This window comes from Lysobacter changpingensis (genome assembly GCF_017308985.1).
GTDB lineage: Bacteria > Pseudomonadota > Gammaproteobacteria > Xanthomonadales > Xanthomonadaceae > Lysobacter_J > Lysobacter_J changpingensis.
In genome coordinates this window covers 754,408-780,756 of sequence record NZ_JADWPE010000002.1, presented here as the reverse complement: position 1 = coordinate 780,756, position 26,349 = coordinate 754,408, and the positions used below count along the sequence as shown (strand labels likewise).

The following is a 26,349-nucleotide window of genomic DNA, read 5'->3' as shown; positions in this document are numbered from 1 at the left end:
GGCATTCGGCCATGCATCGCGCGCGGGGTGTGTCCCTGCTGGAAATGCTGCTGGTGATCGCGCTGATCGCCGCCATCAGCGTGCTCGCGCTGGCGGCGATGAGCGGCGGTCGCGAAGGCATGCAGCTGCGTTCCAGCGCGAAGCAGGTGTCCGCCGCGCTGCGTTTCACCCGCACCCACGCGATCGCGACCGGGCAACCGCAGCGCTTCACGCTCGATCCGGCCAAGCGCGCCTGGGCCGCGCCGATGGGGCGCCGCGGCGACATCCCGCCTTCGTTGCGCATCACCTTCACCGCCGCGCGCGAAGTGCAGCCGCGACGCGGCGAAGGCGCGATCGTGTTCTTTCCCGACGGCGCCAGCACCGGTGGCCGCGTGCAGCTCGCCGCGCGCCGGGCAGCGTGGAATATCGACGTCGCCTGGCTCACCGGCGAAGTGAAGCTGCGGCGCGCGCAGGCCCAGCCATGAACGGGGAACGGGTGGAGAGGAACGGGAAACCAGTCACGGCCACGCGCCGATGCGCGCTTTCGACGCGTTCCTCGTTCCTCTCCGCTCGTTCCTCGCTCCAGACCGGCTACACGCTGCTGGAAGTCATCGTCGCCTTCGCGCTGCTCGCGATGGCGCTCACGCTGCTGCTCGGGATCCTGTCGGGTTCGACGCGGCAGGTACGGCAATCGGCCGACGCCGGACGCGCCGCGATGTACGCGCAGTCGGTGATGGACCAGGTCGGCGTCGGCGAGCGCCTGGCGGCGAGCGAGCGCGATGGCGAGTTCGAGCAGGGCCGTTATCGCTGGCGCCTGCGCGTGGCGCCGTGGCGCGATCCCGCGGTGGCCGCCAGCGGCCAGCCGATGACGCTCGGCGGGCCGGAACTGTTCGAGATCACCCTGGCGATGCAGTGGGGCGACGGGCCGGGGCAGCGCCTGCAGCTGCGCACGCTGCGCATCGCCGCGGCCGGCAGCGGAGGCGTGCTGCCATGACCCGCGCGCGTGGCTTCACCCTCATCGAAGTGCTGATCGCGATGGTGCTGCTCGTCGCGGGCCTTTCGCTGGCGTTCGCCACGCTCGGCGCCGCCACACGCACGACCACGCGCGGCGAGGCGATGGCCGGTCGCAGCGAGCGCATGCGCACGGTCGAAGGCTTCCTGCGCGCGCGCCTCACCGGCACGCGGCCGATCCCGTTCGACATCGACCAGTCGCGCGCGATCGCCATCCGTTTCATCGGCGAGCGCGAGCGCATGCGCTTCGTCGCCGACATTCCCGATTACCTCGGACGCGGCGGCCCATACCTGCACGATTTCCGCATCGAGGACGCAGGCGAGGGCGTGCGGATGACGCTCGCGCTGAGCATGGTGCAGGCCGGCAAGACCGTGGAGGAGCGCGATCCGCGCCCGCCGGAGCAACTGGTGGGGAACCTGCGCGAAGCACGCTTCCGCTATCGCGCGCTCGATCAGGAGGGGCGCCTCGGCGAGTGGCTCGACACGTGGGAAGCGACCGAACAGCTGCCGCTGCTGGTGGAAGTGACGATGGTCGACCGCGACGGCGTGCCATGGCCGCCGCTGATCGTTTCGCTGCCGCTCGCGCCGGCGTTCAGCGCGTACGCACAACCGGTGCAGACGCAATGACGCGCGCGCCGCGGACTCCCTCACGCGCACGCGGCGCCGCGCTGATCCTGGTGCTGTGGCTGATCGTGCTGCTGACCGCGCTGATCGGCGGTTTCGCGCTCGCCGCACGCGTGGAGGCGTTGCAGGGCCGCGTGCTGGTGCGCGGACTGGTGGCGTCCAACGCCGCGCGCGCGGGGCTGGAATATTCGCTGACCCGCGTCGCGCTGCCGGACGCGCGCCTGCAGTGGAAGCCCGACGGCCAGCCGCACCCCTGGCGCTTCGGCGATGCGCAGGTCGAGGTGAGGATCGTCGACGAGAACGGCAAGCTCGACATCAACCAGGCGCCGCATCCGCTGCTCGCCGCGTTGATCCAGCGCCACGGCGTGGAGCCGTCCGAGGCCGGGCGCATCGCCGGGGCCATCATCGACTGGCGCGATGCGGACCCGCTGACCCAGCCCGCCGGCGGCGCCGAGGACGGGGACTACGAAGCTGCCGGCCGCCCCTACGGCGCCAAGGACGCGGACTTCGAAAGCGTGGCCGAACTGCTGCAGGTGCTGGGCATGACGCCGGAGCTGTACGCAAAGCTGGAACCGGACCTGACCGTCTTCAGCGGCCGAGCCCAGCCGGATCCCGCGTATGCGTCTGCGGTACTGCTCGATGCGATGGGATTGAACGGCGCCGAGCTGGTGGCCCAGCGCGGTCGACCGGCCGGTTCGCTGCCCGTGGACGGCGCCTCGACAGGCCCGAACATGGCCGGCGCCGGCAGCGGCACCTATAGTATCGACAGCCGCGCGCGGCTTCCGGATGGTCGTCAGTCGCTGCTGCGAGCGGTGGTTCGTACGGGCGGAGGAGGCCTGCCTGGCATGGCGTACGTGCCGTTGCGCTGGGAGGAGGGAGCATCACCGCGATGAACGCTAGGAGCGAAAGCCGGTCCCCGAACCGGCCTGCCGCCGACTGGGCGCAGGACCGGCTGCGTCGCCTGGGCGCGCGCCTCGCGCCCGGCGCGGGCGGGTTCGCGCACTGGTGGGCGCACAACCTCGCCGCCTGGCTGCCGGCGCGGGTGCGCCGCGTGCTCGGGTTCGATCGCGGCCGGCTGCTGCTGCAGGTGCAGGGCGATGCGGTGCAGTTGCGGCTCCAGCAGGCCGGCGATCTCCGCGACCTCGGCGCGGTGCCGCAGCTGGCGTTGCCGGACGAGGACGCCATCGTCGCGCCGGTGGATCCGCTGGCGACGCTGCTTCCGTCGCGCCTGGCCGACCTGCCGCGCTGGCTGCTCCTGCCGGCCGCCGCCGGCCTGCGCCGCCGACTGACCCTGCCGGGCGCCGCGGGCGACCGGCTCCGCGACGTGGTCGGTTTCGAGATCGACCGCCAGACCCCGTTCTCCGCCGACACCGTCGCCTTCGACGCGCGCGTGCTCGGCCGTCGCGATACCGATGGGCTGATCGAGGCCGAACTCGTCGTCGTGCCGCGCCAGCGCCTGGAGGCGCCGATGGCGGCGCTCGGCCCGATGGCCGGATCGCTGGCCGGCATCGACCTGTGCGCCGAGAACGGCATGCCGCTGGGCGTGAACCTGCTCGATCCAGCGCTGCGTCGCCGCCACGGCGATGCCTTCCGCTACTGGAACCTCGCGCTTGCCGCGCTGGCGGTGATCGCCGTCGCCGCGACGATGTGGCAGCTGCTCGCCAATCGCCGCGCGGCGGCCGACGAACTCGAAGCGCGCATCGCCCAGCAGGCGACCGCCGCGCGCGACGCCGCGGCGCAGCGGCAGGCGTTGATCGACCTGATCGAAGGCCAGGCCTTCCTCGACCGCGAGCGCGCGCAGCGGCCGACCACGGTGGAAGTGCTCGACGAACTCACCCGGCGCCTGCCCGACAGCACGTACCTGGAAAAGCTCGCCGTCGAGGACGGCAACCTGCTGATGATCGGCCTCAGCCGCGAGGCGCCGTCGCTGGTGCAGCGCCTGCAGGGATCCAGGCTGTGGCGCGCGCCGTCGCTGACCGGCGCGCTGATGCCCGATCCCGTGACCAGCCGCGACCGTTTCACCCTGACCGCCGAACTCGGCGCGCCCGCGCCCGCCGCGCAGCGCGCACCCCCGCAACCGCAGCCGGAGGACGCCGATGGCGGTTGAACCGACCTCCGTGCAGGCGCAGGCGCCGATGGCGACGCCGGCGCGACGCATCGGCCGCGACCAGTGGCTCGCGCTCGGCCTGCTGCTCGCGGCGCTGCTGCTGGGCTATCTGGTGCTCGTGCATCCGTGGTTCACCGCGCCGATGCTGGAAGCCAACGAACGCGTCGAAACCCTGCAGCAGCGCGAACTGCGCCAGCGCATGCAGCTGCAGCAGGCGCCGCAGGTGCAGCAGCGCCTCGCGCAGGTGCGTGCGCAGCAGGCGCGTTCGCCCGGATTCCTTCCCGAAAGCAGCGCGGAACTGGCGACCGCCGGCCTCGTGCAGCGGCTGGAACGTGTCGTCGCCGAGGCCAGCCCGGGCAATCGCAGCTGCGCGATCAGCAACCGCTCGCCGCTCAGCGAGCCGCGCCGCGAACGCTACGCGCGCGTGATCGTGCAGGTGCGCCTGCGCTGCGGCACGCCGGAACTGGCGAGCGTGCTGTACGCGCTGGAAAGCGGATCGCCGCGCCTGTTCGTCGGCAACCTCAACCTGTTGTCCTCGCGCGGCTACTTCCTGCCCGGCGCGAACCAGCCCAGCGGCGACGGCGGACTCGACGTGAGCTTCGACCTCTACGGCTACCTGCGTCCCTCGCCCAACACCGCGGAGGTGCCGCGTGCGCCTTGACGACGCCGGTCCGCGCACCTGGCTGCTGGCGACCGTCGCCGGCTGGGCGGTGCTCGCCTGGGGCTTGGCGGTGTTCGGCATGGGCCGGCACGCGCAGGCCCTGGACGCCGACCCCGGCCTGCTGCGCCCGTTGCCGAACGCGCGGCCTCCCGCGCCGCAACGGCTCGGCCCGTTGTCGCAGTACGCGGCCATCGCGCAGCGTCCGCTGTTCTCGCAGGACCGCCAGCCCAAGCCGTTCTTCCTGCAGGGCGAAGGCGAGGGCGAAGGCCAGCAGACCGCGTTCGATTACGTGCTGACCAGCGTGCTGATTACGCCGACCCTGCAGATGGCGATCCTGCAGCCGGCCGACGGCAGCGAATCGGTGCGCGTGAGGCTCGGCGAAGTGCCCGAATCGCATCCGGCCTGGCGTCTGACCGCGCTGGATGCACGCAGCGCCGTGTTCGAAGGTCCAGAAGGCCGTCGCGAGATGATGCTGCGCGTGTTCGACGGGCAGGGCGGCCAGCCGCCGACCGCGGTGAACAACGCGCTGCCCGGTGCGAACCGGGCGCAGCCGGTGGGCGTTCCGGTCGCGCCGCCGCCGAGCGCTTCGACCAGCGCCGCACGCCCCGCCGCCAACGCGCGTCCGGCGAACAACGCCGCCGCGCAGAACCGCAGCGCGAACGGCAATGCCAACCCCCAGGCGCAGCCGGCCCCGCCGCCTGCGCCCGAACCCAGCGAAAACACGCCGATGACGCCGGAGGCGCAGATGGAAGCCATCCGCAAGCGGATCGAAGCGCGTCGCGCGCAGATGCGGCAGCAGCAATCCGCGCAACCCCCGGCCCAGACGCCTTGAGAGACTGCATGAAGCCTCGTCCGATGAAGCTCCGCCCCAGCCTCGCCGCACAGGCGATCGCGACCGCGACCATCGCCAGCCTGCTGGCCTCGTGCGCGACCGCACCCGTGCCGGACATCCGCCGCGCCGAGGTGCCACCCGGCCAGGCTGGCGCACCCGCTACGGCGCCCGGCGCCACGACCCAGGAAACCCTGCCCGAGTCCACCGCCGGCGGCGACGCGCGTCCGCAGATCCGTCGCGGCACCGGCCAGGTCATCAACCGCAGCGCGGCCTCCGCGCCGCCGCCGGGCCTGGGCGGGACCACGGGAGCGGCCACGTTCAATTTCGAAGGCGAATCGCTGCATGCGGTGGTCAAGGCGATCCTGGGCGACATGCTCGGCCAGAACTACGTGATCGCGCCGGGCGTGCAGGGCACGGTCACGCTCGCCACGCCCAAGCGGGTGAGCCCGGCCGAAGCGCTGAACCTGCTGGAGATGGTGCTGGGCTGGAACAACGCCCGCCTGGTCTACAACGGCGGTCGCTACAACATCGTGCCGGCCGACCAGGCGCTGGCGGGCAACGTCGCCGCGCGCACCGGCGCGCCGAGCACCGCGCGCGGTTTCGAAGTGCGCACGGTGCCGCTGAAGTACGTCTCGGCGACGGAGATGGAGAAGATCCTAAAGCCGTACGCGCGGCCGAACGCGATCGTCAACGTCGACAACTCGCGCAACGTGATCACCGTCGGCGGCAGCCGCGCGGAACTCGAAAACTACATGCGCACGATCGAGGTGTTCGACGTCGACTGGCTGTCGGGCATGTCGGTGGGCGTGTTCCCGCTGCAGTCGGGCAAGGCGTCCCAGGTCGTGGCCGACCTGGAGAAAGTGTTCGGCGAACAGAGCAAGTCGCCGGTCGCGGGCATGTTCCGCTTCATGCCGCTGGAAGGCGCCAATGCGGTGCTGGTCATCACCTCGCAGGCGAACTACCTCGACGACATCCAGCAGTGGCTCGACCGCATCGACAGCGCCGGCGGCAGCGTGCAGCTGTTCTCGTACGAGCTGAAGTACATCAAGGCCAAGGACCTCGCCGACCGCCTGGCGGACGTGTTCGGGTCCGGGCGCGGCGGTGGCGCGGGCGGGACCGGTGGTCCGCCCTCGCTCATGCCGGGACTGGAATCGGTGGAGCTGAAGGACACCGACGCCGGCAGCACCGCGACGCTCGGCAACTACCAGGACGGCACCGGCATGGACACCGGCACCGGAAGCGGTACCGGCTCCAATGGCACGCTGTCGCTGGGCCAGCAGCAGAACGGCAACGCCGCCCTCACCCTCGACGTCAACGGCGACCGCGTCGGCGTGTCGGCGGTGGAGGAAACCAACTCGATCATCGTGCGCAGCAGTCCGTCGGCATGGAAGTCGATCCGCGACGTGATCGAACGCCTCGACGTGATGCCCATGCAGGTGCACATCGAAGCCCAGGTGGTGGAGGTGCAGCTCGAAGGCGACCTGAAATACGGCGTCAACTGGTACTTCGAACGCGCCGTCACCGACGCAGGCCTGCCCAGCGCGGTCGGCCGCACGACGTGGAGCACGCTCGCCGGCAGCATCCTGCCCGGCGACGGCGAAGGGGGCGGCGGCCTGGCGTGGACCTTCCTCGGCCGCAATGCGGCGGCGGTCATCAGCGCACTGGATTCGGTCACCGACCTGCAACTGCTGCAGACGCCGTCCGTGGTCGTGCGCAACAACGCCGAGGCGACGCTCAACGTCGGCAGCAAGATTCCGATCTCGTCCGTCACCTTCAATCCGACCACCGGCAGCGACAACACTTACAGCCAGGTGCAGTACATGGACACCGGCATCATCCTCAAGGTGCGCCCGCGCGTGGCGAAGGATGGCGTGGTGTTCCTCGACATGGTGCAGGAAGTCAGCTCGCCCGGCGCCCAGTCCACCGCCGACCAGAACGGCAACGTGCGCATCGACACGCGCAAGCTCAAGACGGAAGCCGCGGTGCAGAGCGGCGACACGGTGATGCTCGCCGGCCTCATCAGCGACAGCGTCGAACGCGGAGCGTCGGGTTTCCCGGGCCTGAGCCGCATCCCGGTGATCGGCGGCCTGTTCGGCCAGCAGCGTTCGAGCAAGACGCGCAACGAAGTGATCGTGCTGCTCACGCCGACGATCGTGCGCAACCCGCAGGAAGCGCGCAATCTCACCGACGAATACACCCGTCGTTTCCGCGCGATGGAGCCGCTGCAGAAGAAGCCTCGCCGCCCAGGCCAGCAACAGTGACGAAGACGACCGCCTCGCCGGCGGTCGTCGGGCCCATCGTCGTCGTCCCGGTCGGCCCGGACGACGACGCGCTCGACGCCTGCCTGGCCGCACTCGACGCCGCCACCGCGCCGGGCACGCCGGTGTGGCTGGCCGACGACGCGCAGGCCGGCCCGCGCGGCTACGCGATCATCGAACGCTGGATCGCGCGCACCGCATTGAAGGCCGACTACACGCGCCGCCAGCGCAGCGTCGGCGAAGTCGCGCACCTGGACGAAGTGCTGGGCGCATGCGGCGATGCCGACGTCGCGGTGCTCGCCAGCGATTCGCTACCCGCGCCCGGCTGGCTCGCACGACTCGTCGCCAGCCTCGCCGGCGATGGCGCGATCGCGACCGCCACGCCGTGGAGCAACGCGGGCGAAGCCGCCTCGTGGCCGCGCATCGGCGAGATCGAACCGGTACCTGACGATCTCGAACGCGTCGCGCGCGCCGCCAAGGCGATGCCGGCGCTGCACCCGGAACTTCCCGCCGCCGTGAGCCACGCCGTGCTGCTGCGCGGCACGGCGCGACGTCGTGCGGGCGGACTCGACGCGAGCAGTTATGGCTCGTGGTATGCGGCGCTGATCGATCTGTCGCTGCGCCTGTCCGGCCTGGGCTGGCGCAACGCCCTGTGCGATACCGCCTTCGTCGCGCGCCGTGGCGAAGGCGTGCCGTTCGACGGCGACATGGACGCGCTCGCCGCGCGCTGGCCCGACTGGCACGCGCGTCTGGCGAACCACCTCATGCAGGACCCACTGCGCGCGTCGCGTGCGCAGCTTGCGGCGCTGCTCGAACACCTCGGACCTCCGGAACCGCAACGTGATCTCTTCGCCTGACGCCAGCGCCGGCATCGCCGCGGTGGTGGTGACCTACCGCAGCGCCGAAACCATCGACGACTGCCTGACGCGCCTGCGCGCGGCCGATGGCGTGCACGCGATCCGCGTGGTCGACAACAACTCCGACGACGGCACGCTGGAGATCGTCCAGCGCCACGCCAGCCACGATGCGCGCGTGCGCTTCATCGCCAATCCCGACAATCCCGGCTTCGGCACCGCCTGCAACCAGGGCGCGCGCGACGCGGGCGAGGGCGTGCAGTGGCTCGCGTTCGTCAATCCCGATTGCCTGGTCGAACGCGACACGCTTGCGCGCCTGCGCGCACTCGCGGCAAGGCAGGGCGAGGCGCTGCTCGGCGCCGACCTGGTCGACGACGAGGGCGTGCGCGACGGTGCCGCGCGCCGGCGCGACCCAGACTTCGGCGCGATGCTGACCGCCGCACTCGGCGGCACGCCCGCACCGAAACTCGAATTGCCCATCGACGACACGCGCGCGCTGCAGCAGGTCGAAGCGGTGTCGGGCGCATTGATGCTCATGCCGCGCGCATTGTTCGAACGCCTGCACGGCTTCGACGAAGGCTATCGCCTGCACGCCGAGGATCTCGACCTCTCGCGTCGCGCCCGCGAATCCGGCGCGCTGGTCGCCGTCGCCAACCACGTCCGCGTGTTGCACGTGCGCGGCGTATCGAGCCGCTCGCGTCCGTTCTTCGTCGAATGGCACAAGCATCGCGGGCTGTGGCGTTATTACCGCAAGTTCGAAGCGCCGCGTCGCGGCATCGCGATGTCGGCGGCGGTGTTCGCGGCGGTCTGGTTGCGGTTTCCGGTGGCGTACCTGCGGGCGCGACTCAAGTCATAGCGGTTGGCTGTCTTCGGCGCCGCCGTTCCCTTCCACCTGTACGACGACATCCAGGCGCACGGTTGTCCGGACAGCGATGCCGGCGCGACGTTCCGGCTCGAAATGCCACGCGTGAGCGGCGCTCATTGCACTCAGGTCGATCTCCTCAGAGCCGCTGGATTCGGCGATGGCGGCGTGAGTGATGGCTCCAGTCTCGTCCACCTCGAGTTCGAGAACGACACGCGCGTTCGACTGTGTCCGCAGGGATTCGGAAAAGGCCGGCGGATTCTCGATCCAGGAAGCGCCGTCGAGGTGTGCGGCAGTCGTTTCATCGTTCGCCGGGGTCAATCGCACGAATGCCCTGGCGTCGGGCGCAACCGTCTGTGTGCGGCTTGGGTCGTAAACGGAACCAGAGGTGTCGACGGGAAGGCCGACGGGAGCTGCATCTTCTTGCGTGGCGACCGAGGTGGTTGGCGCGTCGGAACTCGGCGTTGGCAGCTCTTCGGTCGAGGGCTCCGGCACGACATCAGGCACGCTGATCGCTTGCATTGCATGGGTGGGCTTTGCCGGCGATGTCGCTGGAATCCATTCGATCTGCAATGCATCGTCCGGCGTGAATCCGTACTTGTCGTCGGCGGTCAGTGTCGTCGGATCCATCAACCACACGACCATAAACAGTGGCAACCCGAGCGCAAGGATCGCGGCTATCAGTCGATCTTCATTGGATGAGGTGCTGTTGTCCATGCAGATCTCAGTGTTCGTGCGCGGTGATGTGCGCGACGTTCGCCATCCCGCACGGTTCTTGTGGGAGCGGAAAAGCTCCGGATTGGCAGCGAATAGCGGCGCTACGCGAGCGTCAATACGAGGAAGTCGCTACGACTTTTACGCGTAGTGCCTGTCTGAATGCGGAGATAACGTGACTCCCGGATCATGGAGAGAAGGGGAGTACGCATGAAGCATTTCTGCGCCGCATTGATCGTCTCGTGCTTGCTGCTCGGATCGCAGGCATATGCAGGCTCCGTGGCCTACACCTACGACTCGCTCGGACGCGTGATTCGCGTCGTGTACACGGTCGGTACCACGACCACGATGGTCAACTACACGTACGACGCCGCGGGAAACCGGACGTCGACGGTAACGACTTCGCCTTGATCGCCCGAAACCCGGGCTGATCGATCAATCCGCCAAGACGTGGCTGTACCGCGACCAGCTCGGCAGCGTTGTCGCCACCGCGAGCAGCACGGGAACCCGCAAGGATGCGTACACCTACGGTCCGTTCGGCGAAGCTCGGCGATCTGCTGTGGCCATCCACGCTTGTGAGCGCTGGTCTCACCCTCATCGCGTCCCGTGATGGAGTGATTCATCGCTGGCCGATCGCGTTTGGCGAATACAAAGTGCCGGCCGGAGCCGGCCTCATCTTCGCGGGGCTGGAGATGTTGTTGCGTACGAAACAACGCGATGAGTGAGCGGAGCTCAAACGCCGCCCGGCGTCGTCACTCCAACGCAAACCGCAGCACGAACAGCACCGCCACCAGCCACACCGCCGCGTGCGCCTCGCGGGCGCGGCCGGTGAACAGCTTCAGCACGGCGTAGGCGATGAAGCCGAACGCCAGACCATTGGCGATGGAGTAGGTGAACGGCATCGCCAGCGTGCACAGCGCGGCGGGGATGGCTTCGGTGAGGTCGTCCCAGTGCACGTCGCCCAGTTCGCGCAGCATCAGGCCGGCGACGTAGAGCAGGGCGGGCGCGGTCGCGTATGCGGGGACCATCGACGCCAGCGGCGAGAACAGCAGCGCGAGCAGGAACAGCGCGGCGATCACGAGCGCGGTGAGTCCCGTGCGCCCGCCGGCCTGCACGCCCGACGCGCTTTCGATGTACGCCGTGGTGCTGCTGGTGCCGAGCACCGAGCCGGCCAGGATCGCCGAGCTGTCGGCGAACAATGCGCGGCCGAAACGCTTCTGCTGCGCGGCCGAGGCATCGTCCAGCGGCAGCAGGCCCGCGCGGCGTGCGACGCCCATCAGCGTGCCGGTGGCGTCGAACACTTCCACCAGCACGAACACGATGACGACGTGCAGCATCGCCGCGATCGAGAACCCGTCGCCACCGCCGAGCGCGCCGGCGATGTCCAGCTGCAGGAACGTCGGCGCCAGGCTTGGCGGCACGTCGACGATGCCGTGGTACTGCACGCGGCCGAACAGCAGCGCGACGCCGGTGACGGCGAGGATGCCGATCAGGATCGCGCCCTTCACGCGCCACGCTTCGAGCACGGCGATCAGAAGGAAGCCGGCGACGGCCAGCAGCGGTTCGGGCTCGCGCAGATCGCCGAGCGCGACCAGCGTGTCGGGATCGCCGACGATCAGTTCGGACTTCTGCAACGCGATGATCGCGAGGAACAGGCCGATGCCTGCGGTGATCGCACTGCGCAGCGAATGCGGAATGCCCGCGATCAGCCACGCGCGCGCGCCGGTGATGGTGAGCAGAAGGAACACCACGCCCGAGACGAACACCGCGCCCAGCGCCTGCTGCCACGTGTAGCCCATCGCGCCGACGACGGTGAAGGCGAAAAACGCGTTGAGGCCCATGCCTGGCGCCATGCCGACCGGGTAATTCGCGGCGAAGGCCATCACCAGCGTGCCGATCGCCGCTGCAAGACAGGTCGCGACGAACACCGCACCGGTGTCCATGCCGGTATTGCCGAGGATGCTCGGGTTCACGAACACGATGTAGGACATCGTGAGGAACGTAGTCAGGCCGGCGACCATTTCGGTGCGCACGTCGGTGCCGTGCTGGCGCAACCTGAACAGCGAATCCAGCGCGCGGAAGGCGGGGCGTGCCATGGCGGGTCCTGGGGGAGGGGAGTGCGGCAGACTGGAGAGGTTAGCCTGCGGCGGCGTGCGGCAGCATCGGGAAATGGTCGCGACATGCCACGGGATGAGCCTCGCGCCGCCGCAAGTCCCGGGTGCGCTCCGCTTACCCGGGCCACAAGACTGCTGGACTCAGCGGAAGCGGTTGATCTGGTCGCGCAGTTCGCGCGCCGCGTTCGCTGCCGCGTCGGCGAAATCGTCGCCCTTCGATGCGTACAGGATCGCGCGCGAGCTGCTCACCATGAGTCCGGCGCCGTCCGCGCTCTTCGCATGGGTCACCACCGCTTCGACGTCACCGCCCTGCGCGCCCACGCCCGGGACGAGGAAGGGCACGTCGGAACCGACGATCGCGCGGACTTCCTTCAGCTGCGCGGGCCAGGTCGCGCCGACCACCAGCGAGCAGTTGCCGTGCGTGTTCCACTCGCGCGCGACCTTCTCGGCGACGTGCTGGTAGAGCGGCCGGCCATCGATGACGAGGTCCTGCAGATCGCCCGCGCCCGGATTCGACGTGCGGCACAGGATCACCACGCCGCGATCGGCGCGATCCAGGAACGGCTGCACCGAATCGCGACCGAGATAGGGATTGGCGGTCACCGCGTCGGCGGCGTAACGATCGAACGCCTCGGTGGCGTAATGCTGCGCCGTGCTGCCGATGTCGCCGCGCTTGCTGTCGAGGATCACCGGCACGCCGGGATGTCGCGCGTGGATGTGCGCGATCAGCCGCTCCAGCGCGCCTTCCGCGCCGAGTGCGGCGAAGTGCGCGATCTGCGGCTTGAAGGCGCAGGCATACGGCGCGGTGGCATCGGCGATGGCGCGGCAGAAGTTGAAGACCGCGTCGTCGTCGTTCGCGAAGATCGCGGGGAACTTCGCCGGTTCCGGGTCCAGGCCGACGCAGACCAGCGAACCGGCCTGCGTCCATCGTGCGCGCAGCGTCTGCATGAAGCTCATCGTGGCGTTCCTTGTTCCATTGCGAAGACGCCCGCCTTTGCAGGCGAGCGTCGGTCGTCGCCTTACTTCAAAGCCTTGAAGCGCAGGCGATGCGGCTTGGAAGCCTCGTCGCCCATGCGGCGCTTCTTGTCTTCCTCGTACTCGCGGTAGTTGCCCTGGAAGAACTCCACGTGCGAGTCGCCCTCGAAGGCGAGGATGTGGGTGGCGATGCGGTCCAGGAACCAGCGGTCGTGCGAGATGACGAACGTGTTGCCCGGGAACTCCAGCAGCGCGTCTTCCAGTGCACGCAGCGTTTCGATGTCCAGGTCGTTCGACGGTTCGTCGAGCAGCAGCACGTTGCCGCCCTGCAGCAGGGTCTTGGCCATGTGCAGACGGCCGCGTTCGCCGCCGGAGAGCGTGCCGACCAGCTTCTGCTGGTCCTGGCCCTTGAAGTTGAAGCGGCCGATGTAGGCGCGCGACTGGATCTCGATGCCGTTGATGTTGAGGATGTCCAGGCCGCCGGAGACTTCCTGGAAGACGTTGTGGTTGCCTTCCAGCTTGTCGCGGCTCTGGTCGACGTAGGCCAGCTTCACGGTCGGGCCGATGTCGATTTCGCCGGTATCCGGCGTCTCCTGGCCCGTGATCATCCTGAACAGCGTCGACTTGCCCGCGCCGTTCGGGCCGATGATGCCGACGATCGCGCCGGCCGGCACCGAGAACGACAGGTTGTCGATCAGCAGGCGGTCGCCGAACTTCTTGCTGACGTTCTTGAACTCGATGACCTTGTTGCCCAGGCGCTCGCCCGGCGGAATGAAGATTTCATTCGTCTCGTTGCGCTTCTGGTAGTCGACCGACTGCAGTTCCTCGATGCGCGCGAGACGGGCCTTGCCCTTCGAACGGCCGCCCTTGGCGTTCTGGCGCGCCCACTCCAGTTCCTTGGCGATCGCCTTCTGGCGCGCCTTCTCCTGGTTTTCTTCCTGCTTCAGGCGCTCTTCCTTCTGGACGAGCCACTCGGTGTAGTTGCCCTTCCACGGAATGCCGCGGCCGCGGTCGAGTTCGAGGATCCACTCGGCGGCGTTGTCGAGGAAGTAGCGATCGTGGGTGACGGCCACCACGGTGCCGGTGTAGCGCGCGAGGAACTGCTCCAGCCATTCGACGGATTCGGCGTCGAGGTGGTTGGTCGGTTCGTCGAGCAGCAGCATGTCCGGCTTCTGCAGCAGCAGGCGGCACAGCGCGACGCGGCGCTTCTCGCCGCCCGACAGGTTGCCGATCTTCGCGTCCCACGGCGGCAGGCGCAGCGCGTCAGCGGCGACTTCCAGCTGGTTCTCCAGGGTGTGCGCGTCGCCGGCGGCGAGGATCGCCTCCAGGCGCTCCTGTTCCTTGGCGAGCGCGTCGAAGTCGGCGCCTTCCTCGGCATAGGCGGCGTAGACGGCTTCCAGCGCGGCCTGGGCGTTGATGACGTCGCCCACGCCTTCTTCCACGGCCTGGCGCACGGTCATTTCCGGATCGAGCTGCGGTTCCTGCGGCAGGTAGCCGACCTTGATGCCCGGCTGCGGGCGCGCTTCGCCGACGAAATCGGTGTCCACGCCGGCCATGATCTTCAGCACGGTGGACTTGCCGGCGCCGTTGAGGCCCAGCAGGCCGATCTTCGCGCCCGGAAAGAAGGACAGCGAGATGTCCTTGATGATCTGACGCTTCGGCGGCACGACCTTGCTGACGCCGTTCATGGTGTAGATGTATTGCATGCGCTCTCCGGAACCGGGACGCGCCCATGCCGGCCGGGAGTGGCCTGGTCGGGCGGGTGGAAGCGGCGATTATCCCGCAGAAGGGGCGGCTTTCCCAGCGCGGGAGGCGCGCTGGCTTCAGCTTGGGAAACCCGGGCGTCTGTAGCCCGGGTAGGCGGAGCGCACCCCGGGGTTCGGGCCGCGGCGGGCTCCCGGGTGCGGCCTTCGGCCTTGCCCGGGCTACACGCGCAGGAACGTCAGATCCAGACGATGAGCGCCACCACCAGCGCCACCGCCGCGTACTTCAGCCCGTAATAGAGCGACTTGTTGCGCTCGCGCAGGCCCTTGGCCTTCAGGCGCAGGGCATAGAAGTACTTGAAGAGCCGGTTGAAGCCGCCCGTCCTGTCGCCTTCCTGGTTCGGCGAGGCGCCGGCGGCGATCAGGTTCCGCGCGACGAACCGGTTGAACACCCGCGCCGGGGCGGTGTGCAGCGGACGCTCCACGTCGCAGAACAGGATGATCCGGTTGCCCTGCGTGTCGTTGCGGGCGCTGTGGATGTAGGTCTCGTCGAACATCGTCCACTCGCCGTCGCGCCAGCTGTAGCGCTGGCCGTCGACCTCGATGAAGCAGCCGTCGTCGTTGGGCGTTTCCAGACCCAGGTGCAGGCGCAGCGACCCGGCGTACGGGTCGCGGTGCGGGCGCAGCTCGCTGCCCGGGGGCAGCTCGGTGAACATCGCGGCCTTCACGCTGGGGATCTGTTTCAGCAGCGCGGTGGTCTGCGGGCACAGCTCGGCGGCGGACGGGTGGGCGTCGTCGTACCACTTCAGGTAGAAGCGCTTCCAGCCGCGGCGGAAGAACGAGTTGAAACCGACGTCGGTGTAGCCCTCGGCCGCCTTGATGTGCTGCAGCTCGCGCAGGCGGAGGGCTTCGGCGCGGATCGCCCGCCAGTTCTGGCGAAGCGGTTCCAGCTCGGGGAAGTGGCGGCCCGGATCGGCGATGAACGGCGTGGTCGGCACGCGCGAGAACGCGTACATCAGCACGTTGATCGGGGCCATGAAGGTGGAGTGGTCCAGCAATTGCCGGCCCAGGCGGTGCCGCACCCGGCCGCGGTAGTGCACGTACACCGCGCTGGCGAGGAACAGCAGGACGAAGACCCATTTCACGGTCGGAGGATTCCCTGTGGGGTGGGGGGCGGAAAGCTCGCCTTGACGGCCCATGGGCCGGCGTGCTCGCTGGCCGCATTTTAAGCCCTGGGCTACCATCTTCGACCCGGCCGCGGCAGCTTTCCGGGCCTCGCCGGCCCCTGACCACCCCACGCCCGAGGTTGCCGAATGTTCCCCAGCTCCGCCCGCATCGCCGGTTACGACGATGAACTCGCCCAGGCCATCGCCAACGAGGCGCGCCGCCAGGAGGACCATGTCGAGCTGATCGCCTCGGAAAACTACGCCTCCCCGCGCGTGATGGAGGCCCAGGGCAGCGTGCTGACCAACAAGTACGCCGAAGGCTACCCGGGCAAGCGCTACTACGGCGGCTGCGAGTACGTGGACGTGGCCGAGCAGTTGGCGATCGAGCGCCTGAAGCAGCTGTTCGGGGCCGACTACGCCAACGTCCAGCCGCATTCGGGCAGCCAGGCCAACCAGGCGGTCTACCTGGCCCTGCTCAACCCGGGCGACACGATCCTCGGCATGTCGCTCGCCCACGGCGGCCACCTGACCCACGGCGCCAAGGTCAACGTCAGCGGCAAGCTGTTCAACGCGATCCAGTACGGCGTGAACGACCAGGGCCTGATCGACTACGACGAAGTCGAGAAGCTCGCCCTGGAGCACAAGCCGAAGATGGTCGTCGCCGGTTTCTCGGCCTATTCGCAGCAGATCGACTGGGCGCGCTTCCGCGCCATCGCCGACAAGGTCGGCGCGTACCTGTTCGTCGACATGGCGCACGTGGCCGGCCTCGTCGCCGCCGGCGTGTATCCGAACCCGCTGCCGCACGCGCACGTGGTCACGTCCACCACGCACAAGACGCTGCGCGGACCGCGCGGCGGCATCATCGTGGCGAAGGGCGCCGGCGAGGAGATCGAGAAGAAGCTGCAGTCGATCGTCTTCCCGGGCATCCAGGGCGGGCCGCTGATGCACGTCATCGCCGCCAAGGCCGTGGCCTTCAAGGAAGCGCTGGAGCCGGAATTCACCGCCTACCAGCAGCAGGTCGTGAAGAACGCGCAGGCGATGGCGAAGACGATCATTGCGCGCGGCTACAAGATCGTGTCCGGCGGCACGCAGAACCACCTGATGCTGATCGACATGATCGGCAAGGGCGTGACCGGCAAGGACGCCGAAGCCGCACTCGGCAAGGCGCACATCACCGTCAACAAGAACGCGGTGCCGAACGACCCGCAGAAGCCGTTCGTCACCTCCGGCCTGCGCATCGGCACGCCGGCGGTCACCACGCGCGGTTACGGCGAGGCCGACTGCATCGAGCTCGCCAACTGGATCTGCGACGTGCTCGACGCGCCGAAGGACGAGAGCGTCATCGCCGCCGTGCGCGAGAAGGTGACGGCGCAGTGCGCGAAGTTCCCGGTGTATGGCTGATACGGGAATCGGCAATCGGGAATCGGGAATGCCCGGAGCAGGCGCCCGTCGCCTTGGCCTCGCTTTCCGATTCCCCATTCCCCATTCTCCTTTGCCGGCTCGCTGATGCATTGCCCCTTCTGCCAACACCCCGACACCCGCGTGATCGACTCGCGCGTGTCCGACGACGGCGCGACGATCCGCCGTCGTCGCGTCTGCGAAGCCTGCGGCGAGCGGTTTTCGACGCTGGAAACCATTGAGCTCAAGCTGCCGCTGATCATCAAGAGCGACGGTCGGCGCGAGGCATTCGATGCGCGCAAGCTGCGCGCCAGTTTCGATCGCGCGCTGCAGAAGCGCCCGGTGTCGGAAGAGCAGATCGAAGCCTCCGTGCGCGCCGTAGTGCACCACCTGCGCATGACCGCCGAACGCGAACTGCCGTCGCGTCGCGTCGGCGATTTCGTCATGACCGAGTTGCGCAAACTCGACCACGTCGCCTACGTGCGCTTCGCCTCGGTGTATCGCGCGTTCCAGGACGTGGCCGATTTCCGCGAGGAACTCGACCGCCTGGAGAGCGACAATGCCGGCGAGGGCCAGCTGCCGCTGCTGGAAGAAGAAGCCGAGTCCTCGCCGCGCAACAGGAAACGTTGATGAGCCAGCGTCCGATCGACGCCTTCACCGCCACCGACCACGCCATGATGGCGCGCGCGCTGCGCCTGGCCGAGCGCGGTGCTTACACGACCAGGCCCAATCCGATGGTCGGCTGCGTGATCGCGCATGGCGAAGAGGCCGTCGGCGAAGGCTGGCACCAGCGCTCGGGCGAACCGCACGCGGAGGTCTACGCGTTGCGCGATGCCGGCGAACGCGCGAAGGGCGCGACCGCCTACGTCACGCTGGAGCCGTGCGCGCACGTCGGCCGCACCGGCCCGTGCGCGGATGCGTTGATCGCCGCGGGCGTGGCGCGCGTCATCGCGGCGATGCGCGATCCGTTTCCGCAGGTCGATGGCGCCGGTTTCGAGAAGCTGCGTGCAGCGGGAATCGAAGTCGCTTCGGGCTTGATGGAAACGCAGGCACGCGCGCTCAACCGCGGCTTCCTTTCGCGCGTCGAGCGCGGCCGGCCATGGCTGCGCGTGAAGCTCGCCACGAGCCTGGACGGGCGCAGCGCGCTCGCCAGCGGCGAATCGAAATGGATCAGCGGCGAGGCCTCGCGCCTGGACGTGCAGCACTGGCGCGCGCGCAGCGGCGCGATCGTCACTGGCGCGGGCACCGTGCTCGCCGACGATCCGGCGCTGACCGTGCGCATGCACGACGACACGCCGTTCGTGCCGCCGATGCGCGTGGTGCTCGATCCGGGACTGGCGACCGTCGCACGTGGCCGCGTGCGCGAAGGCGACGCGCCGACGCTGTACCTGCACGCGCCCGATGCCAAGCCGCCGCGCGGACTGGTCGCGCAGCATGCCGCCGTGCCCGTGCGCGAAGGTCGCTTCGACCTGCACGCCGTGCTCCGCCTGCTCGCCGAACGCGGCGTCAACGAGATCCAGCTCGAAGCCGGAGCCACGCTGGCGGGTGGTTTCCTCAGTGCGGGACTCGTCGACGAAGTGCTGCTCTACGTCGCGCCCGTGCTGCTGGGCGAACGCGCGCGCCCGATGTTCGACGGGCTGGCGATCGACACGATGGCGCAGAAGTTGAAGATGTCGATCGTCGAATCGCGCTACATCGGGCAGGACATCCGCCTGCTGCTGCGCCCGGAGGCTTCCGCGCAGGAGCCGACGGCCTGATCGACGCCTGAGGAGGCGCACATGAGCGGCGCGAACTTCAAGGACCACTTCTCCGGCATCGCCGATGCGTACGCGCAGGCGCGCCCGGAGTACCCGGACGAACTCTTCGACGCGATCGCCGCGGTCGTGCCGCGGGACGCGCGCGTGTGGGAGCCGGGCTGCGGCAGCGGGCAGGCGACGCGCGGGCTCGCCGCGCGCTTCGCGCACGTGCACGCGACCGAGCCGAGCGCGAAGCAACTGGCGCAGCATTGGGCACAACCGGGCACGGACAGCGTGAGTCTTGCGGTGGAGCCCGGCGAGCGCGCATCGCTGCCGGATTCGAGCGTCGGGCTCGTCGCCGTCGCGCAGGCGCTGCACTGGTTCGACCGGCTGACGTTCTTCGCTGAATGCGAACGCGTGCTCGCGCCGGGCGGCGTGCTGGCGGCGTGGGGCTATGCGGATTTCGTCGCGCCGGAAGGAATGGTCGAAGCCGTGGAGGATTTCCGCGCGCGCATCGATCCGTACTGGCCGCCCGAACGCGCGCAGATCGACGCGCACTACGCCGGCTACGACTGGCCGTTCCCCGCGCTGCCGGCCCCCGCGCTGTGGCTGGAGGCGGAGTGGTCGCTGGCGCATTTCCTGCGCTATCTGTCGAGCATGTCGGCCGTCGCGCGGTGCGCGGCGGATGCGGGCGAGGACCCGGTGGCGCGGCACGCGCCCTCACTGGCGGCGAGCTGGGGCGATCCGGACGAGACCCGGACAATCCGCTGGCCGCTGTTCCTGCACCTGCGGCAGAAGGCCTGAAACCCGCCGGTGCCGGGTAGGCGCCAGACGCGGAACAGTCCGTCCGGCGGGCCTCCCGGGGCGCGGGTGCTAGAATCCCCGCGCCGGTTCGCCGGCATCCACAACACGTAACGTCTTCAGGGCGGGGTGAGATTCCCCACCGGCGGTAGGTGCGATGGCGCTGTCGGCAGCGTCGTTCGCACGAGCCCGCGAGCGCCTCGCCGCCCATGGCGAAGAGGGTCAGCAGATCCGGTCCAATGCCGGAGCCGACGGTCGGAAAGCGCGAGCTTCCCGGAAAGTCCGGATGAAAGAAGACAGCCGCACACGGCCCCGTGCCGTGCGCCTGCCTCATGCCTTGAGGCGTTTTTCGTTCACTCCAGATCGAGAAACGTTTCAATGACCCAGCGCTTCACTACCCATGCCGCTTCCAAGCAGGAGGCGCGCTGATGTTCACCGGCATCATCGAAGGCGTCGGCCGCCTGGCTTCGCTCGAACACCGCGGCGGCGACGTCCGCCTCACCGTCGACGTCGGCACGCTCGCGTTCGACGCCGTGCGGCTGGGCGAAAGCATCGCCGTCAACGGCGTCTGCCTCACCGTCATCGAGTACGGCGCGCGCAGCTTCGCGGCCGATGCATCGAACGAAACGCTCGCGCTCACCACGCTCGGCGCGCTCGCCGTCGGCGACGCGGTGAACCTGGAGCGCGCGATGCGCCCGACCGATCGCCTCGGCGGGCATCTGGTCAGCGGACACGTCGACGGACTCGGCCGCGTCGAGCGCATCGAACCCGATGCGCGCGCGCAGCGCTGGCGTTTCTCGGCACCGGCGCCGCTGCTGCGCTACATCGCCAAGAAAGGCTCGATCTGCGTCGACGGCGTGAGCCTCACGGTGAACGAAGTGGACGATGCGGGTTTCGAAGTCGCGCTGATCCCGCACACCGTCGCGCACACGCGTTTCGCGCATACGCAGGTGGGCGACGCGGTGAACCTGGAAATCGATCTGGTCGCGCGCTACGTCGAGCGGCTGCTCGCCGGCCGTGCCGAATAGGGGGAACGACATGCCTTTCAGCCCGATTCCCGAACTGCTCGAAGAAATCCGCAACGGCCGCATGGTCGTGATCGTCGACGACGAGGACCGCGAGAACGAAGGCGACCTGATCATGGCCGCCGAACTCGTGCGGCCGCAGGACATCAACTTCATGGTCACGCACGCGCGCGGCCTGGTGTGCCTGTCGCTCACGCGCGAACGCTGCCGCCAGCTCGGCCTGCCGCCGATGGTGCGCGACAACACCTCGCCGCACCACACCAACTTCACCGTCAGCATCGAGGCGGCCGAAGGCGTCACCACCGGCATCAGTGCCTACGACCGCGCGCATACGGTGCGCACCGCCGTGCGGCCGGACGCTTCTGCAAGCGATCTCTCGCAGCCCGGCCACATCTTCCCGCTGCAAGCGCAGCCCGGCGGCGTGCTCAATCGCGCGGGGCATACCGAGGCGGCGAGCGACCTGGCGCTGCTGGCCGGCCTGGAACCCGCCGGCGTGCTGGTCGAGATCCTCAACGCCGACGGCAGCATGGCGCGTCGTCCGGAACTGGAGGCGTTCGCGGCCGAGCATGGATTGAAGATCGGTTCGATCGAGGAACTGATCCGCTATCGCCTGGAGACCGAACACACGGTCGAGCGCGTGGATGCGCGCGAGATCGACACCGAGCACGGTCCGTTCGAACTGTTCACCTACCGCGACCGCCTCAGCCACGCGCTGCATTTCGCGCTGCGTCGCGGCACGCCCGACGCGGCCACGCCGACGCTGGTGCGCGTGCACGTGCAGAATCCGCTCGCCGACGCGCTGCACTGGCGGCGCCCGGACTTCGGCCCGGCCGTGGGCGACGTGCTGAAGGCGATCGCCGCCGAAGGCCGCGGTGCGCTGGTGCTGCTGGCCGACCACGCCGATGCCGACGCGCTGCTGGCCCGCATCCGCGCGCCGCAGCATGCCGACGAGGCCGGCCCGACCCGCGGCCACGCGCTCGCCGAGTGGCGGCGCAACGGCGCCGGCGGCCAGATCCTCGCGGACCTCGGCCTGGGCAAGCTCCGCGTGCTGGGCACGCCGCGCAAGCAGATCGGGCTGGCCGGGTTCGGGCTGGAGGTGGTGGAGTACGTGCCGGGACCGGAAACGAGTGACTAGGAACGAGCGACGGGCGACGAGCGACGATTGCCTCACTCGTTCCTCCACTCTCGTTCGTGGCGGCGAGGGCTCCACGGCGCCCACGCCGACATCGCGCTAGAATCCCCGCCCTTCACCAAGAACGCCCCATGACCCACTTCGAAGGCGACCTGCGCAGCCCCCCGGGCGCGCGATTCGCGATCATCGCCAGCCGCTGGAACCCGCGCATCACCGATACGCTGGTCGCCGGCGCGCGCAAGACCTTCGCCGAGAACGGCGTGGACGAGTCCGCGGTCGACGTCATCCGCGTGCCCGGCGCATGGGAAATCCCCGTCGTCGCCACGCGCCTGGCGAAGGCCGGCCGGCATGCCGCCGTGGTCGCGCTGGGCTGCGTCGTGCGCGGCGATACGCGTCATTACGAGCAGGTCGCCGACGGGTGTTCGGACGGCCTGATGCGCGTGCAACTGGAGTACGGATTCCCGGTCGCCAACGGCGTGCTCGCCGTGGAGCGCCACGAGGACGCCGAGGCCCGCGCCGGTGGCACGCACGGCAACAAGGGCGAGGAAGCGGCGCTGGCCGCACTTGAAATGAGTCATCTGCTGGGGCAATTGCCATGAACCGTCGTCGTCCGGATGGAATCGATCCTGTCGCCCGTTCGCGTGCGCGCCGCCGCGCGTTGCAGGCGGTCTATGCATGGCAGATGTCGGGATCGAGCGCGCGCGAGGTGATCGCGCAGTTCGCCCACGAACAGGCCAAGGAGCAGGCGGACCTGGAGTATTTCGAGGACCTCGTGCGCGGCGTCGAAGCGAATGTCGAATCGCTGGACGATGCGCTCAAGCCGTTCCTCGATCGCGACATCGAGCAGGTCGACGCCATCGAGCGCGCCGCGCTGCGCATCGCGGCGTACGAGCTGCGCATGCGCCCGGACGTGCCGTACCGCGTGGTCATCAACGAGGCGATCGAAACCGTGAAGCGTTTCGGTGCCGAACACGGGCACACCTACGTCAACGGCGTGCTCGATCACGCCGCCGCCGAGTGGCGCGCGACGGAAGTGAAGGCGCCGCGTCCGCGATGAAGCGGCATCGCCGCGACCGCGCAACGCGCGTCGCGGTGGCAGTGTCGAACCGCACACGCCGGAGTGTCCCGTGAGTGATCCGCATCGCGACGCACGCGAATTCGACCTGATCGACCGCATCCGTCGCCGCGTGCATGCGCGGGACGACGTGGTGCTCGGCATCGGCGACGACGCCGCGCTGCTGCGGGTCCCAACCGGGCGCCTGCTGGTCGTAGCCGCAGACACGCTCAACGCGGGCGTGCATTTCCCCGAAGACACCGCACCGGCGGACGTCGGCTGGAAGTCGCTGGCGGTGAATCTGTCCGATCTGGCGGCGATGGGCGCGGAGCCCGCGTGGTGCACGTTGTCGCTGTCGCTTCCGGGCGGCGACGCGGCCTGGGTGGATGGCTTCCTCGATGGTTTTCTCGAACTCGCCCACGCGCATCGCGCCGCGCTGGTGGGCGGCGACACGACTCGCGGGCCGCTTTCGATCAGCGTGACCGTGCACGGGTTCGTGGCGCCGGACCGCGCGCTGCGTCGTGATGCCGCTCGTATCGACGACGACGTCTGGGTCAGCGGCACGCTCGGCGACGCCGCCGCCGCATTGGCGCAGTGGCACGAAGGTTCGCCGCGCGACGCGTTCCTGCGCGCGCGCCTGGATCGGCCGACGCCGCGTCTTGCGTTCGGCGCGGCACTCGCCGACGTGGCGCATGCGTGCATCGATGTTTCCGATGGCCTGCTGGCGGATTTGGCGCATGTCGCGCGTGCGAGCGGTGTCGGTGCGCGCGTCGAGCTCGACCGCCTGCCTGCATCGGATGCGCTGCGCGCCGCGTTCGACGATGCGACGCGTCATGCCCTGCAGGCCACCGGGGGCGACGATTACGAACTGTGCTTCACCGCTGCGTCCGGGCTGCGGGATGAGATCGAGCGGATCGCGCGTGAGACCGGAACGCCCGTCGCGCGCATCGGTCGCGTCGAGGCGGGCGAGGGTGTGCGGGCGTTCGATGCGCTCGGTGCGCCGTGGGAATCCGGTCGTGCGGGGTATCAGCATTTCGCGTGAGCGCTGAAGGCCGACAAGGTCCGTTCGCGGTTTCCCGGAGGTCGGGTGGCGGGCGACATCGACGATTCGGGCGAGGCGATCCCCGGGTGCGCTTCGCTTACCCGGGCTACAATAGCGGCCGGCCTCGCCGAAGCCCGATAGCATCGTAAGATCAGCCCGTCGCCGGTAGTCCTTGCCCAGGGAGGATTCGCGTGGAAACGAGGTTCCTGATCGGCATGCTGTTCTTCATCGTGCCCACCGTGCTGCTGGCGCTGGGTTTCTGGATGCAGCGCCGGCGCGGCAGGATCGGCAGCAACTGGGGTGCGGTGCTGCTGGTGATCCTGTGCTGGGTGGTCGGCATGATGCTGGTGATGCGCAAGCTCGACCAGTTCCTCTGACGCGCCGCGCTCAATCGGGCAGCAGCTTGCCCGGATTGAGGATGCCGTCCGGATCGAACGCCGATTTCACCGTGCGCATCATCGCCAGCGTCGGCGCGTCGATCGCCTGCGGCATGAATTCGCGCTTCGCCAGGCCGATGCCGTGCTCGCCCGACAGCGTGCCGCCCAGCGACAGGGTGAGCGCGAACACGCGCGCCATCGCGGCATGCGCGCGCGTCGTCTGCGCGGCATCGTCGGGATGGTAGAGCAGGTTGACGTGCAGGTTGCCGTTGCCCGCATGGCCGAAGCAGACGATCGGCAGGTCGAACTCGCGCGACAGCGCACGTACGCCGTCGACGAGTTGCGGGATACGCGACACCGGCACGACCACGTCTTCGTTGATCTTTCCCGGAGCGAGCGTCCGCAGCGACGGAGACAGCGCCTTGCGCGCGGCCCAGAGCCGTTCGCGGGCAGCGTCATCGGCGGCATCGTCGAGCGACACGAGCCCGTCGCCGGCCGCGGCGCGCATCAGCGCTTCCATGTCGTGCGGCAGCGTCTGCGCATCGCCGTCGGCTTCGATCATCAGCAGCGCGCCGGCATCCGGCGGCAGGTCGGCGCCGCCCACGTCGCGCGCGAGGCGCACCGCATCGGCGTCCATGAATTCCAGCATCGACGGCGTGACCGGTTGCGCCATCAAGCGGGCGACGGCCTGCGCGGCGGACGATACATCGCGATAGATCGCACGCAGCGCGCGCCGCGATGCCGGCGACGGCGTGAGGCGCAGGCTCGCCTCGACGATCAGCGCCAGCGTGCCTTCGCTGCCGACCAGCAGGCGTTGCAGGTCGTAACCGGTCGCGCCCTTCGTCGTCGCAGTGCCGCAGTGGATCAGCTCGCCCGCACCGGTCACCGCGGTGAGCGCGAGCACGTTGTCGCGCGTGGCGCCGTACTTCACCGCGCGCGGGCCGCCCGCGTTGCAGGCGAGGTTGCCGCCAACGCTGCTGTAGCCGGCGCTGGTCGGATCCGGTGGCCAGAACAGGCCGTGCGGCTTCAGCGCGGCCTGCAGGTCGCCATTGAGCACGCCGGGCTCGACCACCGCGCAGCGATCGCCCGGCCGGATGTCGAGGATCCGGTTCATCCGTTCGAACGACACCACCACGCCGCCGGCGACCGGCACCGCCGCGCCGGTGGTGTTGGTACCGCGCCCGCGCGCGATCACCGGCACGCGCGCCTCGCGGCAGGCCCGCACCAGCGTCACGACGTGCTCGCGCGAGGTTGGCAGCGCCACCGCATCGGGCAGCGACTGCCGGCGCGAGTTGTCGTAGGCGTAGGTAAGCCGCTCGCTTTCGTCGGTGCGCCAGGCGTCGCCGAGCAGCGAGCGCATCCGTGAATCGAGCGTGGTGGGCAGCGATGTCATGGACGCGAGGATAACGCCCGCCGCGCGGCGAAGCCCGCCACTGCGATCAGCGCGCAGGGCCACCAGATCCAGCGGAACTCCGACGCCATCACCGCCACGCCGCGCGCGCTGAAGAACCCGTTGCCGATGGGCGACACGGCGATCGGACGCCACGGCGCGAACAGCCGCACATCCGACCACGGCCACCACAGCGCGACGCCGAGGCCGCCGTTGGTGAATGCGTCGAGCAGCGGGTGCGACGCGACGCACGCGAACAGCCACACGGCCGCGATCCACGGCGACGTTCGCAGCGGCCGATGCAGCAGCGCGCCGAGCATCGCGACCACGCCGGCGAAGAACAGCGAATGGCTCGCTCCGCGATGGCCGAGATCGTCCGCGTACGCGATGCCCAGCTTGAACGCGACGACGTCGGCATCGGGCAATATCGCGGAGATCATGCCTGCCGCGACCAGGTGCGGCGGAACGCGCCGGGAACCCAGCGCGATGCCCGCCGCCAGCGGCACGACCGCGTGCGTGAAGATCGTCGGCATG

Annotated in this window: 29 protein-coding genes and 1 riboswitch; of the genes, 22 read left to right on the top strand and 7 right to left on the bottom strand. The window is 69.4% G+C overall.

What is annotated here, in order from left to right:
- Nucleotides 1-11: 11 nt before the first annotated feature.
- From xpsH to I4U41_RS05190, 10 genes are read left to right on the top strand one after another with little or no spacing between them, the layout of a single operon-like run.
- Nucleotides 12-464 (top strand): type II secretion system protein XpsH, encoded by a 453-nt coding sequence (gene xpsH, locus I4U41_RS05235; RefSeq protein WP_242524989.1) that lies wholly within the window; start codon nucleotides 12-14, stop codon nucleotides 462-464.
- On the top strand, nucleotides 461-973 hold the full coding sequence (gene xpsI, locus I4U41_RS05230) for a type II secretion system protein XpsI (RefSeq protein WP_242524988.1): 513 nt from the start codon (nucleotides 461-463) through the stop codon (nucleotides 971-973). Before xpsH ends, xpsI begins: the two co-directional genes overlap by 4 nt.
- On the top strand, nucleotides 970-1,617 hold the full coding sequence (locus tag I4U41_RS05225; RefSeq protein WP_206860042.1) for a prepilin-type N-terminal cleavage/methylation domain-containing protein: 648 nt from the start codon (nucleotides 970-972) through the stop codon (nucleotides 1,615-1,617). The genes xpsI and I4U41_RS05225 overlap by 4 nt, the downstream gene beginning before the upstream one ends.
- Nucleotides 1,614-2,507 (top strand): type II secretion system minor pseudopilin, encoded by an 894-nt coding sequence (locus I4U41_RS05220; protein ID WP_206860041.1) that lies wholly within the window; start codon nucleotides 1,614-1,616, stop codon nucleotides 2,505-2,507. Before I4U41_RS05225 ends, I4U41_RS05220 begins: the two co-directional genes overlap by 4 nt.
- Nucleotides 2,504-3,721: a PilN domain-containing protein gene (locus tag I4U41_RS05215; protein WP_206860040.1), complete on the top strand. Its 1,218-nt coding sequence runs from the start codon at nucleotides 2,504-2,506 to the stop codon at nucleotides 3,719-3,721. The genes I4U41_RS05220 and I4U41_RS05215 overlap by 4 nt, the downstream gene beginning before the upstream one ends.
- A gap of 28 nt (nucleotides 3,722-3,749) precedes the next feature.
- Complete coding sequence (gspM, locus tag I4U41_RS05210; RefSeq protein WP_206860414.1) at nucleotides 3,750-4,382, top strand: type II secretion system protein GspM; 633 nt, start codon at nucleotides 3,750-3,752, stop codon at nucleotides 4,380-4,382.
- Nucleotides 4,372-5,214, top strand: coding sequence for a general secretion pathway protein GspN (locus tag I4U41_RS05205; RefSeq protein WP_206860039.1), 843 nt, complete (start codon nucleotides 4,372-4,374; stop codon nucleotides 5,212-5,214). The genes gspM and I4U41_RS05205 overlap by 11 nt, the downstream gene beginning before the upstream one ends.
- A 23-nt stretch (nucleotides 5,215-5,237) precedes the next feature.
- A complete protein-coding gene (gene gspD / locus I4U41_RS05200) occupies nucleotides 5,238-7,475 on the top strand; it encodes a type II secretion system secretin GspD (RefSeq protein ID WP_206860038.1) in 2,238 nt (745 codons plus the stop codon).
- On the top strand, nucleotides 7,472-8,329 hold the full coding sequence (locus tag I4U41_RS05195; RefSeq protein WP_206860037.1) for a glycosyltransferase: 858 nt from the start codon (nucleotides 7,472-7,474) through the stop codon (nucleotides 8,327-8,329). Before gspD ends, I4U41_RS05195 begins: the two co-directional genes overlap by 4 nt.
- On the top strand, nucleotides 8,316-9,182 hold the full coding sequence (locus I4U41_RS05190; protein ID WP_206860413.1) for a glycosyltransferase: 867 nt from the start codon (nucleotides 8,316-8,318) through the stop codon (nucleotides 9,180-9,182). The genes I4U41_RS05195 and I4U41_RS05190 overlap by 14 nt, the downstream gene beginning before the upstream one ends.
- On the opposite strand, the gene I4U41_RS05185 is transcribed toward I4U41_RS05190, so the two are convergent.
- A complete protein-coding gene (locus tag I4U41_RS05185) occupies nucleotides 9,177-9,905 on the bottom strand; it encodes an energy transducer TonB (protein ID WP_206860036.1) in 729 nt (242 codons plus the stop codon). The two genes, I4U41_RS05190 and I4U41_RS05185, sit on opposite strands and share 6 nt — an antisense overlap.
- 207 nt (nucleotides 9,906-10,112) lie before the next feature.
- Here I4U41_RS05185 and I4U41_RS05180 point away from each other — a divergent pair, with 207 nt between their 5' ends.
- Both I4U41_RS05180 and I4U41_RS05175 read left to right on the top strand, forming a co-directional pair.
- Complete coding sequence (locus I4U41_RS05180) at nucleotides 10,113-10,313, top strand: hypothetical protein (protein ID WP_206860035.1); 201 nt, start codon at nucleotides 10,113-10,115, stop codon at nucleotides 10,311-10,313.
- Between the two features lie 104 nt (nucleotides 10,314-10,417).
- Nucleotides 10,418-10,627, top strand: coding sequence for a hypothetical protein (locus I4U41_RS05175; protein ID WP_206860034.1), 210 nt, complete (start codon nucleotides 10,418-10,420; stop codon nucleotides 10,625-10,627).
- Between the two features lie 27 nt (nucleotides 10,628-10,654).
- Here I4U41_RS05175 and I4U41_RS05170 read toward each other — a convergent pair whose 3' ends face one another.
- The 4 genes from I4U41_RS05170 to lpxO form a co-directional block, all read right to left on the bottom strand.
- Nucleotides 10,655-11,998, bottom strand: coding sequence for an NCS2 family permease (locus I4U41_RS05170; protein ID WP_206860033.1), 1,344 nt, complete (start codon nucleotides 11,996-11,998; stop codon nucleotides 10,655-10,657).
- A 159-nt stretch (nucleotides 11,999-12,157) separates the two neighbouring features.
- On the bottom strand, nucleotides 12,158-12,973 hold the full coding sequence (gene pyrF / locus I4U41_RS05165; protein WP_206860032.1) for an orotidine-5'-phosphate decarboxylase: 816 nt from the start codon (nucleotides 12,971-12,973) through the stop codon (nucleotides 12,158-12,160).
- 62 nt (nucleotides 12,974-13,035) lie between these two features.
- Entirely contained in the window at nucleotides 13,036-14,697 is a 1,662-nt protein-coding gene (ettA, locus tag I4U41_RS05160) for an energy-dependent translational throttle protein EttA (RefSeq protein ID WP_206860031.1), read from the bottom strand.
- A gap of 236 nt (nucleotides 14,698-14,933) precedes the next feature.
- Nucleotides 14,934-15,893 (bottom strand): lipid A hydroxylase LpxO, encoded by a 960-nt coding sequence (gene lpxO, locus I4U41_RS05155; protein ID WP_206860030.1) that lies wholly within the window; start codon nucleotides 15,891-15,893, stop codon nucleotides 14,934-14,936.
- A gap of 114 nt (nucleotides 15,894-16,007) precedes the next feature.
- On the opposite strand from lpxO, the gene glyA reads away from it, so the two are divergent.
- The 10 genes from glyA (at nucleotide 16,008) to I4U41_RS05105 (ending at nucleotide 24,425) form a co-directional block, all read left to right on the top strand.
- On the top strand, nucleotides 16,008-17,261 hold the full coding sequence (glyA, locus tag I4U41_RS05150) for a serine hydroxymethyltransferase (protein WP_206860029.1): 1,254 nt from the start codon (nucleotides 16,008-16,010) through the stop codon (nucleotides 17,259-17,261).
- 105 nt (nucleotides 17,262-17,366) lie between these two features.
- Nucleotides 17,367-17,888 (top strand): transcriptional regulator NrdR, encoded by a 522-nt coding sequence (nrdR, locus tag I4U41_RS05145; protein ID WP_206860028.1) that lies wholly within the window; start codon nucleotides 17,367-17,369, stop codon nucleotides 17,886-17,888.
- The gene (ribD, locus tag I4U41_RS05140; RefSeq protein WP_206860027.1) at nucleotides 17,888-19,015 is read left to right on the top strand and encodes a bifunctional diaminohydroxyphosphoribosylaminopyrimidine deaminase/5-amino-6-(5-phosphoribosylamino)uracil reductase RibD; all 1,128 of its coding nucleotides are present in this window, start codon (nucleotides 17,888-17,890) and stop codon (nucleotides 19,013-19,015) included. Before nrdR ends, ribD begins: the two co-directional genes overlap by 1 nt.
- A 21-nt stretch (nucleotides 19,016-19,036) precedes the next feature.
- Complete coding sequence (locus tag I4U41_RS05135) at nucleotides 19,037-19,798, top strand: class I SAM-dependent methyltransferase (RefSeq protein ID WP_206860026.1); 762 nt, start codon at nucleotides 19,037-19,039, stop codon at nucleotides 19,796-19,798.
- A 108-nt stretch (nucleotides 19,799-19,906) separates the two neighbouring features.
- A riboswitch (FMN riboswitch) is annotated at nucleotides 19,907-20,097 on the top strand.
- A gap of 126 nt (nucleotides 20,098-20,223) precedes the next feature.
- The gene (locus tag I4U41_RS05130) at nucleotides 20,224-20,823 is read left to right on the top strand and encodes a riboflavin synthase (protein WP_206860025.1); all 600 of its coding nucleotides are present in this window, start codon (nucleotides 20,224-20,226) and stop codon (nucleotides 20,821-20,823) included.
- Nucleotides 20,824-20,833: 10 nt separating this feature from the next.
- Nucleotides 20,834-21,955: a 3,4-dihydroxy-2-butanone-4-phosphate synthase gene (gene ribB / locus I4U41_RS05125; protein WP_206860024.1), complete on the top strand. Its 1,122-nt coding sequence runs from the start codon at nucleotides 20,834-20,836 to the stop codon at nucleotides 21,953-21,955.
- Between the two features lie 128 nt (nucleotides 21,956-22,083).
- Nucleotides 22,084-22,551, top strand: coding sequence for a 6,7-dimethyl-8-ribityllumazine synthase (gene ribH / locus I4U41_RS05120; RefSeq protein WP_206860023.1), 468 nt, complete (start codon nucleotides 22,084-22,086; stop codon nucleotides 22,549-22,551).
- On the top strand, nucleotides 22,548-23,009 hold the full coding sequence (gene nusB / locus I4U41_RS05115; RefSeq protein WP_206860022.1) for a transcription antitermination factor NusB: 462 nt from the start codon (nucleotides 22,548-22,550) through the stop codon (nucleotides 23,007-23,009). Before ribH ends, nusB begins: the two co-directional genes overlap by 4 nt.
- A 70-nt stretch (nucleotides 23,010-23,079) precedes the next feature.
- Complete coding sequence (gene thiL / locus I4U41_RS05110; protein ID WP_206860021.1) at nucleotides 23,080-24,048, top strand: thiamine-phosphate kinase; 969 nt, start codon at nucleotides 23,080-23,082, stop codon at nucleotides 24,046-24,048.
- 191 nt (nucleotides 24,049-24,239) lie between these two features.
- Nucleotides 24,240-24,425, top strand: a complete 186-nt coding sequence (locus I4U41_RS05105; RefSeq protein WP_206860020.1) for a hypothetical protein — start codon at nucleotides 24,240-24,242, stop codon at nucleotides 24,423-24,425.
- A gap of 10 nt (nucleotides 24,426-24,435) precedes the next feature.
- Here I4U41_RS05105 and I4U41_RS05100 read toward each other — a convergent pair whose 3' ends face one another.
- A complete protein-coding gene (locus I4U41_RS05100) occupies nucleotides 24,436-25,818 on the bottom strand; it encodes an FAD-binding oxidoreductase (protein WP_206860019.1) in 1,383 nt (460 codons plus the stop codon).
- Complete coding sequence (locus I4U41_RS05095) at nucleotides 25,815-26,348, bottom strand: metal-dependent hydrolase (RefSeq protein WP_206860018.1); 534 nt, start codon at nucleotides 26,346-26,348, stop codon at nucleotides 25,815-25,817. Before I4U41_RS05095 ends, I4U41_RS05100 begins: the two co-directional genes overlap by 4 nt.
- Nucleotide 26,349: the final 1 nt, after the last annotated feature.